A 12,467-nucleotide genomic window follows, 5' to 3' on the forward strand; every position below is an offset into this window, starting at 1 on the left:
CCACTTCTATCTTATCACTTTGGGAGGCTTTTTTTATACCTCGCTAGAAGCTCTACTGAACCACTAGCATAGCTAGTGGTTTTCAGGGGACAATGATTAACACTCAGTATTTCAACTGAGTGTTTTTTTAGTATAGTTCCTTATCATAATCCTTTCTTGTTCTAGGAGCTGTTCTATTCAACACCGCCACAAAGGTTTCCAGTTTTCTGACGGATTCTTCATAGTTGTCAAGTAACTTACTGAGTTGGTCTTGAGTGTTAGAAATCTCTCGTTCGATTTGCTCCAAAGTTACACTTTCTGTCAGATTGAGTTTGGAAAATTCATAACGTGCCAATCGCCTACGTTCTATATCGTGACTTTTGAGATTGACTAAGACTTCTGCCATCTTATTTAAGGTGGCGTTTTTTTCGTTGAGTTCTGACATGCTAACATCGTACGTCGCAATTTCCGCCACCAACTCATCTTTAATGTCCGTATAAGCTCGATTTGTAACATTGAGTTCAATCAAGAGATTGACTTCAGCGATTTTCTCCTGTAACTCTTTTAGATTTGGTCGCCTACGATAAGGCAAGCTTTTGTTGTCTTGTGTCAGCTGACGAATCAAGTCACGCCCTTTCATATAGCGGTTCTTATCCGAACCTTCCTTATTGTAGATAAAATATGACGTGATTTCTCGGAGGAAAATCTTAAACCTCTTTTCCTCCTCTTTCTCAATCTCATCCAGCTGATAATTGGGAATAAATATCAAGCCCTCTTTTTTCACACCAAAGGCTACCTTGATGAAAATGCCACCCTCAACTTCTTTGTCAACCTGATGCGGGGCAAGCTCCACCTCAAACTCATGAACAGCCTTACGATTTTCGGAGAACGTTTCATAGTCTGAGACGATACTTTCTACTGTTGATAACTTCTCCGTTTGCTCTGCGAGAAATACTTCAAAATCTTCCTTGATATTATCACTCAGCTCAATGTCAGTATCTGACCGTTCTGAAAAATAATCTTGGAAGAAAGAGACATCATAAAGCGTTTTCTTGCTCACTTGTTGATGTCCTAGAGAAATTTTCTGGTCATTTTCCGTAAGGGTAAAGGTCACATTTTTCTGTTTGAGTTGAATAAATAGTCCAAGTTCCTCCGCCATTTCCAATAATTCTTGTAAAGTTTTCACTCTAGGCAATAAAAAATGTAATCGTTGCTCAATGGCACCCTTGGCAAATGCTTTTCGGAAATAGCTCTCATCATAAGGTTCCCTGCGATTAAGCTGTCGCCCGCGAATGGGTTTGACCTGATCTCTATCCGTCATCAAAAAGGTAGTATGCTTGCTTGAGAAGTCAATAGTCAAATGCAGCTGCTCTGATTTTTTCAAAAAGTCCTCAAAATCCTTGGACTGTTCCATCAAAAAATACAGGCGTTGCTTGAGTTCAAACTTATGATTGGTCTTACGATAAACGTCGTACTGCTGATGTGAATAGCGATTCGTGATAATTTTTGCACCAGCCTCTTTGGAAATGCGGTCTGAAATCATACGAAGATTTCGTTCCAAGGCATAGTTCCACTTGAGCTTTTTATCAGATTGAAGGTCAACAGAATTGATTAAGATGTGATTATGAATGTGTGACTGGTCAATATGGGTTGCAACAATAAAACGAAAATTTCCGCCAGTAAGTTCTTTGACAGTCTCATAACCAATCCGATTGATCTCTTCAGGTGTTAACTTATCGTCAGGCGAAAAGGATTGAATGAGGTGGTGGGCATGAATTTTCTGTTGGCGTTTTTCTTGTCTGTCATTTCTGGAATCGTACAAGCCGTCATTGTTCAAAAAATTGGCCTGATACATCTTGACCATTTCCTCATAACTGGGGAAATCCAGGTAATTACTCATGCCAAAATCTGAAACCAATTTGAGCTGGGCTGTCTTTTCTAGGTTGAGAATGTAGCGAATTAGGTTCTTTCGATACTTTCGACTATGTGTGGCATAATGCTTAGTGATGACCATAGAAATCCCTTAGCTGTTCAGCCTTGATTTGAAAATCTTTCTCCACTTCCGATACCAGCTCTGCCATCCCTTGACCTAAGCCTTGAAGCTGCTCCATAGAAATCAGATGAGTCTGGTTAATGACACGGGCAATCTGGTTGACGTTGTTGCCTATCCGCCGCAGCTCAAAGACCAAATCCTTATAAGTGGTCGTGTCAATTGTGATAAAATTTCTGTTCGGATCAAGTAAGACTTTTCTGGCATACTCTGAAAAAGTTTTACATCTGCTTTGCGAAATACAGTCATTAAGCTGAGCCAGTTCCCTATCTGTCAAAAACACTTTTTTGAGGTTAGTGCGGTAGCGATAATCCATTAGCGACCTCCTATATACTTCTCACGAAAGTCTGGACTGAGCGGGATAGACTTCTCGACTTCTGCCATCAGTTCCTGCACACAGGTCAAAATAATGCGTAGATGTTCAGAGGTGACTTGTTGGTGTTCCTCCGCAAGGACAGTCACTTGATGAATGTCTCGGCTGATTTCTTCCAATTTTTGAGACTGCCATAGAGAAGACCAGGTCTCCAAAATGTCTTTTTGGCGGTCTTTTTGTAACAAGTTTTGGCGGAGAAAATCTGAAAAAGTCTCCGAACCTTGCTCTTTCATCATCTCTTTTAGCAATATTTCTTCCTGCTTAGTCACTCGAAACTGCTTACGAATTAGCTTTAAGTCTTGACTCATCTTAACACTTCCCTTCTACTTGTCTAACAATGTCAGGCTGCCTCACACTGTCAGTACGCCCTAGAAAAGCCTCAAGGTGTCCCTTTTCGGCTTTTGCGAGCTCAGATATTGTGTCCACAATATCCCAAAAATCATATCGCCAGCTATCAAAAACCTTCCAGTTTTGACAGCTAACGATAAGATAACTTGGTGGCTCCGCCCCCAAACCCCCAGTAGAAAATTAAGACTTGATTTTCTTAGGAATGATATTAGGATAACAAGGATGATTTGGAAAAGGTATCACAACATGATAAATGACGGTAAGAAAAAAGAGAGCCGAAGCTCTCTCGGAAAATCACATTTTCTCATCTAAAAATTACTTGTGGAGTAGTAGTCACATCTGAATGGGATTCTTCAAAAACTTCTACTTCAACTGGTATCGGGAATAACTCTCCCACAAGAAAAGCTGTTCCAGTTGGCAAATAAGAAAATCTAGATAATTGGTTTTTATTTATGTATGGGATTGTTTGTAGAAGATATTCTAAATCAATATTATTTTTAATTCGATGAATAATATAGTTGTTACACTGTGATAAAACTGTTGATGAAAGTTCACTAGGTCTCTGACTAGCTAGCAATAAGAAACACCCAAACTTTCTCCCTTCTCGTGCAATCTTTTTAAATACTTCTACTTCATGAAATTGGCTGTTCTCTTTTGTTTTCGATATATAACGGTGTGCTTCCTCCAAAATAAATACATTTACCGCTCTTTGCCTTAGAGATAAACTTTTATTCATAGAAAATTCTTTCTTTAAGACATAGGTTGTAAAGAATAAAAGTAAATCATCGTCCATTTCAGCTACCGAATATACAACTGCATTTGAATCAAAAGACTTTTCCTCGTTTTCAAAAAGTTTAGAATATCGTGTTTGTATATTTTTTATTCGAGTTTCAAGAGTGCCTGAATATGCACGAGCTTGGCTATTGCCTTTACTTTCTTCAAGAAGAAATACATAATTCAAAGCCATAAGTAAATTTTCAAAGCTATCCACTTTATAGTTTGCTTTTTCTAATTTGGGACTTAAATAGCTATACTCAACTTCTCCGTCTGTAGCTTCTAGCAAATCAGCTAGAAATTTTTTTTCATCTACTGGAGAAAAATTCCCAAACTGAGAACTATACTTCGAAGTGTCTATACCTGTACCATTTAAAATGCCGATAATTTTAGTCCTTTTCGTCACTGCATCAGTTTGTTGATTAGTATAAAGATTATAAGCAATGAAACATTTCAACCAATATTCATCTATAGTTTCTGTCAACAAACAATTAGCAATTTTTAAAGCCATCTCAATAACAGGTAGTTGAACTAATTCTGAAGGTTTAACCAAGTTCAACCAATCTTGATGTTCCAAACTCAATATACTTATACCATAGTCTTCCAAGACATTAATAACTTCAACATCTGGTAGTCGACCATATTCATCATGAACATCAAAAATATGTAATCTTAAATTATCCGAGTTCATCTTATTTATTTCTGAAATAATTTTACGTACAGTAGTTGACTTTCCTGAACCTGTGTTACCTAATATAGCACCATGATGTGTCAACAGTTTATTAGGATCAATTTTGGCAATATATCTTTCTTCAATCAAGCCAAGTGAAATACTATTTTCGAGTTTATCCTCATTGAAGACTATATTAAATTCTTCAAGAGTTGTTAAATAAACTTTATCTTGCAAAAATGGATACTTCTTTAGATTAAACTCAACAAAATTATTCTTTATCATACCAATCGGAACACATTCAAAGTTTCCTGAATAACTAAACTTTGCGGATTCATCAGTCGATAATGGGAGTTCTTTATCGGAAACTTTTACAACCTGATAAATAAATCTTTCGTCAAAACGATTTTTTATTGTTACATAATCAATAACACCTTTAGCAAGATAAATTTGCCCTTTGAAATTATAATTTAATTTTTCAAAGTCACTCACTTCAAAAATCAATCTATCATAAGAGACACTAACGACCTTTCCAATACTATTCATTATTATCCTCTTCTACATCACTCAAAACTTGTTTCTGATAATTCAAGAATTCTTCCGATATCACATTGAAGTGGTGAGCACTTTTATTATCAAATTGTCCACCAATTAGATGTAAATCTCTATTTTTAAATTCTTCATAAAAATCGTTTAACTTACTTTCATTTTTATTTCCAAAAATTATTAGATTGAAATCTTGATTCTTTAAATTTTGTGAAATAATTGTATTAATGTGCTCATCTGGAAAACCATATCCCATAACAATCAAAGTTGTATTTTTCTTTTGCAAACAGTTCGAAAATTCTCTAAATAATTCAGAATAGGGAGCCTGAGCTGTCTCTTTGTGTTTCAACATGGTAGGATAAATAACCACGACATCATCATCTGTTACTGTAGAATTTGACTGATATAAAAATCCATCTTCTCCACTAATCCAATTTATCGAACCGTGAATCTTATATAAATTTGCTTCTTTAAAGACCGGTTGCCATTTGTCTTTATATCTGTTAGTATCATCTACTAGCCTATATTTAAATTGATTTATATCAAATCTCTTAGCTAAAGTAGAGGGGAAACCTGTTGTATAGACTATATTGTTGGCTTCTAAACTATATTCATTAAAAAGGTCATAATTTGTTGTGAAAACTGAAATTTTTGAACTTTCTTCAGTACGATTTGAAAAAACAAATTTATAGAAATCAGCGTAAGTTTTAAAAACATCTCCTTTATATGAGTCCGAATCTAATTTAGGAATGGAAGCTATAAATTCATCTTTTATAATTCGAAAAGCATTTAATAACTGTTCATTATTCGGATTAAAGTTCAAACCATTCTGTATCCAGTTTAAAAGAGACTCTATATCGGAGAAAGAACTACAAAAATTTTCATAAATCTCTAACAATTGTTCCTTATCACACAGTTGACTCTGAATAATATGATTATATAAATCTGCAATTGTTTCCAAACTATGGCTTTCACATAATCGTACAAGTCCTCCCTTAAGAGTCTCTTTATCATCAAGACTATTTATTAGTAAACTGACATTCTTCGTATCCAAAAATTTCTTTATTACGCATAATATATCACCATGTTTTCCAATGATAGTTTTCATAGTCTGTGACATAAGCGGGATTGCTGGTACAGAACAACCTGAACCAATAAAAAATACCAAATTTTCAGCAGAAAATTGTGCTTTAATAAAACTAGAAATATTTTGTTTTTGTTGCTCTAAACCTAGTCCTTCGTTTTCATCTTTTCCTTGATAAAAGTGGTATATTGACATAAATGTAACCTCCAATTAAACTAGTAACTACTTAAGTAATGTTATAAAACTACTTCAACTCTTGCATCTCCCCCAACCGTTCCCGTCCTACCTTCATCATTTCTTTCTCAACCTTACTCCACTCCCCGAAAAGGCAGTCTTGAAGAACATCTGCTGCAGAATCTTTATCAGTTTCAGAATCGTAGATACAAGTCCTGTCTCTTTGATAAATCTGAATGCAGTCAAAGAGTTGCTCTCTTTCTAACTCCTTCAGGTTATCAACCAAGTTCTCTACAATCCCATCATGGTGTTCTTTTGGGGTTGCTCTGGCCTGATTGGGATCTATGGCATAAAGCTCTTCGTAACGAATCAAAGTGCTGAGATAGGACAATTCTGGTTTGGTGCCAATCACCGCTAAGGAAACATGGTAGCCTTTAGCTTTTAATAATTTAGCAGTCTGACGAGGAACTTGAACCGTTCGCAAGGTTCCTTCAATTAACAAATGATAACCTTGTGTGCTAAGTTCATCAACTAGGTACTCTACCATCTTTCCTGCAAATCCCTTGGTATAGTCCACGCTGTCCTTGCCATATTTTTCTTGCAGGGCTAAGTAATTGGGATGCTGAGAACGATAGCTGTCACCATCGATGATAATGATATTGCCTTGAAACTCTTTTTGTTTAATTCGATGAATAGTTGTCTTACCCGCTCCGCTTTGTCCACCAAGTAAGATAGCTTTCGGTTGGTCCGGAATAGTTTTTCCTCGGGTTAAAGCCCGAATGGTTCGCTGCAAGACCTTCTGAAACTCAGCCTCACTAAATTCTTCCAATCTCATTAGGCTACCACCCGATGATTCACCATATCTAACATCCGCTCAATACCGTCTAAATAGCCATTGTAACGCTCTATTTCATCGAAGGTATCGACAAGGTAAATCTTTGTATTGATCAATTCGGCCAAGTCATCACTTATGAGAATCCACGGATTCGATTCGTCATCAAAAGCAATATCTTGACTATCCTGGTATCTATAAAGTTGTGATAAAATGACTGCTCCACGTTCTTTTATCACTTCTACTTTTAAAGTTAGTTGGTAATCTTCAACAGGTGTTAACATCTTGTCCTCTCCTACAATATCGACATAAGAAACGTTAAATTTCTGACAAATACGGTCGATGAGTTCTGTTGATACTGTGCTGGTTCCATTTTCATAACGACTTAAGCTATTGCGTGAAATCCCGACCATTTTCGCAAATTCTGGTTGTGTTAAATCGTGTGTTCGGCGTAGTGATTTAATATTGTCTCCAATCATAGATAAAGACCTCCTCATATTTGCTTTCATTATACCATAAAAAACGGATAACGCACCATATTTGGTGCATTATCCGTTTTTAGGTTTCTTCGATTGCTTAAACTCCTCTATTCGCTTCTCCAACTGCTCAGTATTCAGTTTATTTTTCGCTTCTTGGATTGACTTATCAAGAATTTGTTCCTCATCGGTTATAATGTCCCTAGATATTTCCACTCTCTCACTAGACTTGAAACTTGAATCAAAGACCACATCTAGGAGTTGCTCTACTTTGGTTAGTTCACTATCTGACATCTCTGATAGTCGATGAATCAGTCGTTTAAATTGATCCTGGTTCTGTTTTTTCTTTTGAAAAAATTTCATTATCTTCTCCTTCAATTATAAGTCAGGTAGCCCGCATAGGACTACCTGACTTATAAATCATCAATGGCTACTGAAATAGCCTGCAACTTTTTATTTTGGATTTTCTTTTCATCAATCAATTGATGAAGTTCTTCAATTTGCTTTTGACAGGCTGAAATATCCTTGTTGTTTTGTGCAATAGTGTCTGCCAAGTGTTGTTTATAGTCGCTTGTGATATTTACTTTCTTCGGCTGGCTTTGTTTAACTTTTGATTCGGGCGTCTGTACATCTTTAGATTCTGACTCCTTTTGTTGCTGTTCAAAAGCAGCCACATAGTCTACTTCTTCAATTGGTTTTTCATCTTGTTTATGGAAAAGTGCTGCAATTTTTGCTCGTTCTTCATGGGATGATGTTGGTTTCACATCATCTAGTGGCTGATCAAAATTCCATGTTTTACTCATTCTGTATCCTCATTTCTGTAATTTGGGTGTAGTGTGGTTTCTTTACCAAAGGCTTGCTCTAGTGCTTCATGAAATGACAACTGACTAGATTGTTGCCGTTTGATAAAGGTACTGTACATAGCTGTTTGTAGTTGGTCACGATAGTGTTCCAATTTCTCCGTCTCACGTGAGACCTTTTCTTCTTGTCTAGCTACTTTTTCAGCCAGACGTTCAATCACACTCATAGGGTGTCCTCCTTGTCACATTCTAGATTATGATAGCGGACTTGATTTTGTTATCACATCAAAAGTGTGCTCTCGTTTAGGTGGAGGATGATCTCTAATGACTTTTGTTTGGGCTGACTGGATAAGATCTCTTAAAGATAATTCCTTTTGTCGTTTCACAATATCATTCCAATCTAACTTTGTTTCAAGTCCTTGCAATGGTGGTAAATCTTGAGAAAGCGGAAGTCCTTTATCTGACAGTTTCTGACAAAATTCTCTTCCTGCCTCATCGTTATCAACAGCCAATGTTAATGCATTTGAATGAGTTTGGAAGAAGGTTGTCGTCTCTTGTATTGCCTGAAGATAATGACTAAGTCTGCTTGGATTTACTGTATCTAGAAATGCCAATTTCCCCTGTTCCTCTGCTGCTAGACGCAAGGTCTGATAAGCAATCACAGAAAGTTTTAAACCTTCCATTGAAATCAGGCGAACATCGGATAATTGCTTTTGGTAAAGCTGATAATAACTCATCATATCGATAACTGATTCACAAAAAATGAGTCGCTTAGGATTCCCAATATCGAAACTAATACCGACATAGCCATGAGATCCTTTCATGATTTTTTTGAGATAACCTCGATCGTGTTTTTCTTCATTTTTGACGAGACCTTGAAGGCTTGCGGCCTGTAAGGTCCCGTTGTGGTCATAGCTTTTTAACACTAATACGGGCTCCGATTGATAAGTAGCGTGAGCAAGCAATCCTTGTCTGCCAAAGGTATTAATAGTCTGATCACTTAGGCCACGGACGACTTGCAAGTAAGTACGTGCTTGCTGAAAGGGTTCTTCATGCAAATAGTATTGAAATGGTTGATAAGTTTCTTCTATCAACTTAACTTGTTCAAAATCCCCAGTTTCAAGATAGGATACAGCCTCTTTGAAAGAAACACCTGTCACTAATTGAACAAAGTCAATTACATCTCCTTGTATATCTCTTGAAAACCATTTGAAAGTATTGGTATCGGCAAAAATCCGAAAGGAATCATGGTCTGGGTGTTCATAAATGTGTCCTGATAAACGTCTGAAGGAACAGCCCAGACTCTCAGCAACATCTAAAATGGCCTTTTGTTTTACTGCTTTAATTCGTGTCATCTTTCCTCCCTATCAAAAAAAGCAGAAGACTGTCTCCTGCTAGTTGTTCTCGCTTGTCGTAGTTCAGTCGGTCATTTTTTGCGGACAGTTCATACATGCTATCCTTTTCTGTTCTCTGCTCCTGCGTTTGCTCTCGTTTGATTTCTCCCTCCGTATCTTCTTGGCACAAGCAGGACAATACCTTGATGCACCAGAGCCCGGGACATATTCAACGCCGCACACCGTACAATTTTTAGCGGGCATTGCTGCCCACCGTTTTGTAGGTATGATATGTAATTCATCGACAAAGCCGATGAATTTATAGTAAATCTTGATTTCCTGCTTCACTGTTCCGTCTGCCATCTTCTCACGCTCCGAAACAAGTATCTTGTCTATGAGTGCGTTTATAACTGTTGCATCCAGTTCTTTTAAGCCTTGATAATTTCGGATAAGGGCGAGGAAGTCACGGATTCCCCGTGATTTCTCGTAGCTTTCATTAAGAGTTTCCGTCACCTCTTTCAGCCTTGCTTCAATTTCAAGCTGCTCTTTCTGGTATTTCCCCGACATCATCTCAAAATTCCGCTCGGTAATACGCTCCATGACCTTATCCTCGTAGAGAGAGGAAAACAGCCTGTCCAGTTCCGCAAGGCGTTTGTTCAGCTTCTTACGTTCTTTCTCTAATGCTTTCGCCCTGCTCTGGTCTGTTTCCGTGAGCCGCTTTTCTATGGCCCTGACCGCCTTTTCATCATTCACTGCCATATCCGCAAAACAGTTGATGTCGGCAAGAACGGCATTGAATAAATCCCTTGCTTCTATATTGTGGGCACTACACTCGCTTCTTCCGTTTCTTGCATAATTATTACATGAATACTGTACACAGTCGATAATCTCTGGGCGTTTCCTCCTGTGTACGTTCATTGCCCGCAGAGCACATCCGCAGTCCACACACTTGATAACGCCTGCAAAAATATTTACAAATCCTCCCTTGTTCTGTGGAAGCCTACGACTTGTAATAAGCTGTTGGACAATATCAAATTCCTCCTGCGTGACTATTCCCTCATGGGTATTGGGTATCACTTCCCATTCTTCGGGCAGCTTAGAGGGGCGTTTCTTGCTTTTCATATTGGCGGCAATCCGTTTGTAGCCTACAAGATTTCCCGCATATATCGGGCTTCTTAAAATGCTCCTCACGCTGTTCCCACTCCAAATATAGCGTTTGTCCTCGTTCCCCTCAAAATGACGTTCAAAGCCTGTTTCGCCACGCTCCGCCGCATAAGCGGCAGGGCGTAGGATATGCTGTTTATTAAGATGTCTGCAAATTTTGGCAACTCCATTCCCTTTTAATGCAAGGTCGAATATCTCTTTTACAACATGTGCCACTTTATCATCTATCAGCAGATGGTTGTGGTCGGCAGGGTCTTTGATATAGCCATAAGGGGCGGTAGTTCCCATGAATTTCCCCTGTTGAAACCTCGCCCGATATGCCGATTTTATCTTAACAGATATGTCAGCGGCATACATTTCGTTTAAAATGTTGCGGAAAGGCGTGATGTCCATAGCAGATTTATTCAAGGTATCTACGCCGTCATTGACCGCTATATACCTCACGTTATGCTCTGGGAAGAAAACTTCCAGATATAACCCACAATCAATCTCCTTTGTGGAATACCCCTGCATTTTCAGCAGGACGATTTTCAAGGTACGCCCGTCCACCGTGACTAATACTTGATAGAGATTTTCGCTCTCAATCTCGTCCAGTAACTCCGCAACTGTATTCACCTCCGCTTGCCGCTCCCTGTCTGCCATGTCCTCAAGGTATTCCGCAACGTCATTCGTCCATCGGTAAAACCGCCTGTTGGAATTGAAGTCTGCCCTGTCCGCTATGCGTATCTGCTCAATGGTCGCTTCATCAACGCCGCACTCACGCAGCAGCTTTTCCTCCGCTTCTTTCCAGATACGCCATTTCCTGTCCTCCCGTCCGTGGTTGTATGCCATTCTTTCTTCCTCCAATCAGAATTGATTGAGAGGGCAGAGAAAAGCCCCCTCATTTTCCCAAAGGAAAAAACAAGGGGGCTGAACGCCTTAAATTTTAATTTTCTATTATCTTTCTTAGTTTTCTTAGGATTCTGGCTTTGCGTTTGTTCACAACGCTCTGGGTTATGCCTAACCTCGCCCCGACTTCACGCTCGGAAAGTCCGTCAAAAAAGATTGCCTGTATCAACTCCTGCTCACTATCCGACAACAAAGGCAGGGCGGCTTTCAGCCTGTCCACCATAACAGCATTGACAACGGTTTCCGCAATGTCCGCCGCTTCATCAGCGATAAAGTCCAGAGGATTCCCCTCGCTGTCCGTAAATCCGTCCAGAGATAGCAGGCTGTTCCTCGCATCTAATTTTTGCAGGTAACGCCACCGCTCCCTGTCACGGTAGAAGTCCGCATATTGCTCCCTTACGACTTCAAGCAGACAACCTTGGACGGGGATAAACAGCTTGTCCATATATCCCTTGTCGGCTTGCCTGCGGCGGCAGAAATCCGTATAGGACAGTTCCACATAGCCGCCGCTTTCTTTGATATATACTTTTCTTGGTGCGTATTTCACCGCTAATACCTCCAATCTGAATTTTTGAAATGTAAAAATCCAGATGGAGAGGCGGGGAGCGGCAACGCACACCAGAAACAGCCCTGCGGCACTTTCCAACAAAAAACGACAAAAGAAAAACCGCAAAGGCTCTGTGACCTTCACGGTTATGGGAAATACAAATTCTGTTGTATGGAGATTGTACTTCCACTTTCAAGGTGAGAAGTACCGCTGCACTGGCAGAAATTTTTTTAACTGGTTTCCTGCCATTCTCTGATATGCTATGTATTGATAAATTTTACTTCGTATGAGCAGATGAATAACCGCCCGAAAAAAGAACATAAAAAAATCCCTCCAAATTTAAAAACAAATTCAGAGGGTAATTTAGGGTATAACAAAATAACCCACCCGAATATCGTTTTTTTTATTTGGTGAGTTTGTTCTTTCAA

General features: G+C 38.8%; 13 protein-coding genes. All 13 read right to left on the reverse strand.

Annotated features, from left to right (window positions below):
- Positions 1 to 127: 127 nt before the first annotated feature.
- Entirely contained in the window at positions 128 to 1,993 is a 1,866-nt protein-coding gene (locus P7J36_RS10930; protein WP_408552130.1) for an SAG1250 family conjugative relaxase, read from the reverse strand.
- Positions 1,980 to 2,345, reverse strand: a complete 366-nt coding sequence (locus tag P7J36_RS10935; protein WP_408552131.1) for a MobC family plasmid mobilization relaxosome protein — start codon at positions 2,343 to 2,345, stop codon at positions 1,980 to 1,982. Before P7J36_RS10935 ends, P7J36_RS10930 begins: the two co-directional genes overlap by 14 nt.
- The gene (locus P7J36_RS10940; RefSeq protein ID WP_408552132.1) at positions 2,345 to 2,710 is read right to left on the reverse strand and encodes an SAG1252 family conjugative relaxosome accessory protein; all 366 of its coding nucleotides are present in this window, start codon (positions 2,708 to 2,710) and stop codon (positions 2,345 to 2,347) included. Before P7J36_RS10940 ends, P7J36_RS10935 begins: the two co-directional genes overlap by 1 nt.
- A gap of 344 nt (positions 2,711 to 3,054) precedes the next feature.
- A complete protein-coding gene (locus P7J36_RS10945) occupies positions 3,055 to 4,740 on the reverse strand; it encodes an ATP-binding protein (protein ID WP_408552133.1) in 1,686 nt (561 codons plus the stop codon).
- Positions 4,733 to 6,019, reverse strand: a complete 1,287-nt coding sequence (locus tag P7J36_RS10950) for an SIR2 family protein (RefSeq protein ID WP_408552135.1) — start codon at positions 6,017 to 6,019, stop codon at positions 4,733 to 4,735. The genes P7J36_RS10945 and P7J36_RS10950 overlap by 8 nt, the downstream gene beginning before the upstream one ends.
- A 49-nt stretch (positions 6,020 to 6,068) precedes the next feature.
- A complete protein-coding gene (gene pezT, locus P7J36_RS10955; protein WP_408552136.1) occupies positions 6,069 to 6,833 on the reverse strand; it encodes a type II toxin-antitoxin system toxin PezT in 765 nt (254 codons plus the stop codon).
- The gene (gene pezA, locus P7J36_RS10960; RefSeq protein WP_408552137.1) at positions 6,833 to 7,309 is read right to left on the reverse strand and encodes a type II toxin-antitoxin system antitoxin PezA; all 477 of its coding nucleotides are present in this window, start codon (positions 7,307 to 7,309) and stop codon (positions 6,833 to 6,835) included. Before pezA ends, pezT begins: the two co-directional genes overlap by 1 nt.
- A 69-nt stretch (positions 7,310 to 7,378) precedes the next feature.
- On the reverse strand, positions 7,379 to 7,669 hold the full coding sequence (locus P7J36_RS10965) for a hypothetical protein (RefSeq protein WP_000667951.1): 291 nt from the start codon (positions 7,667 to 7,669) through the stop codon (positions 7,379 to 7,381).
- Between the two features lie 50 nt (positions 7,670 to 7,719).
- Positions 7,720 to 8,109: a DUF5945 family protein gene (locus P7J36_RS10970; RefSeq protein ID WP_000048066.1), complete on the reverse strand. Its 390-nt coding sequence runs from the start codon at positions 8,107 to 8,109 to the stop codon at positions 7,720 to 7,722.
- Entirely contained in the window at positions 8,106 to 8,333 is a 228-nt protein-coding gene (locus P7J36_RS10975; RefSeq protein ID WP_000110922.1) for a DUF5965 family protein, read from the reverse strand. Before P7J36_RS10975 ends, P7J36_RS10970 begins: the two co-directional genes overlap by 4 nt.
- Before the next feature lie 27 nt (positions 8,334 to 8,360).
- A complete protein-coding gene (locus P7J36_RS10980; RefSeq protein WP_000196860.1) occupies positions 8,361 to 9,461 on the reverse strand; it encodes a toprim domain-containing protein in 1,101 nt (366 codons plus the stop codon).
- A gap of 63 nt (positions 9,462 to 9,524) precedes the next feature.
- Positions 9,525 to 11,117, reverse strand: coding sequence for a recombinase family protein (locus P7J36_RS10985; protein WP_408552138.1), 1,593 nt, complete (start codon positions 11,115 to 11,117; stop codon positions 9,525 to 9,527).
- A gap of 412 nt (positions 11,118 to 11,529) precedes the next feature.
- Positions 11,530 to 12,183, reverse strand: a complete 654-nt coding sequence (locus tag P7J36_RS10990; protein WP_004852858.1) for a sigma-70 family RNA polymerase sigma factor — start codon at positions 12,181 to 12,183, stop codon at positions 11,530 to 11,532.
- Positions 12,184 to 12,467: the final 284 nt, after the last annotated feature.

Source organism: Streptococcus suis (assembly GCF_046032115.1).
Classification (GTDB): domain Bacteria; phylum Bacillota; class Bacilli; order Lactobacillales; family Streptococcaceae; genus Streptococcus; species Streptococcus suis_AJ.

Coding starts and splice junctions, on each gene's coding strand:
- P7J36_RS10930 (WP_408552130.1), bottom strand. CDS start 1,993: ATGGTCATCACTAAGCATTATGCCACACATAGTCGAAAGTATCGAAAG.
- P7J36_RS10935 (WP_408552131.1), bottom strand. CDS start 2,345: ATGGATTATCGCTACCGCACTAACCTCAAAAAAGTGTTTTTGACAGAT.
- P7J36_RS10940 (WP_408552132.1), bottom strand. CDS start 2,710: ATGAGTCAAGACTTAAAGCTAATTCGTAAGCAGTTTCGAGTGACTAAG.
- P7J36_RS10945 (WP_408552133.1), bottom strand. CDS start 4,740: ATGAATAGTATTGGAAAGGTCGTTAGTGTCTCTTATGATAGATTGATT.
- P7J36_RS10950 (WP_408552135.1), bottom strand. CDS start 6,019: ATGTCAATATACCACTTTTATCAAGGAAAAGATGAAAACGAAGGACTA.
- pezT (WP_408552136.1), bottom strand. CDS start 6,833: ATGAGATTGGAAGAATTTAGTGAGGCTGAGTTTCAGAAGGTCTTGCAG.
- pezA (WP_408552137.1), bottom strand. CDS start 7,309: ATGATTGGAGACAATATTAAATCACTACGCCGAACACACGATTTAACA.
- P7J36_RS10965 (WP_000667951.1), bottom strand. CDS start 7,669: ATGAAATTTTTTCAAAAGAAAAAACAGAACCAGGATCAATTTAAACGA.
- P7J36_RS10970 (WP_000048066.1), bottom strand. CDS start 8,109: ATGAGTAAAACATGGAATTTTGATCAGCCACTAGATGATGTGAAACCA.
- P7J36_RS10975 (WP_000110922.1), bottom strand. CDS start 8,333: ATGAGTGTGATTGAACGTCTGGCTGAAAAAGTAGCTAGACAAGAAGAA.
- P7J36_RS10980 (WP_000196860.1), bottom strand. CDS start 9,461: ATGACACGAATTAAAGCAGTAAAACAAAAGGCCATTTTAGATGTTGCT.
- P7J36_RS10985 (WP_408552138.1), bottom strand. CDS start 11,117: ATGCAGGGGTATTCCACAAAGGAGATTGATTGTGGGTTATATCTGGAA.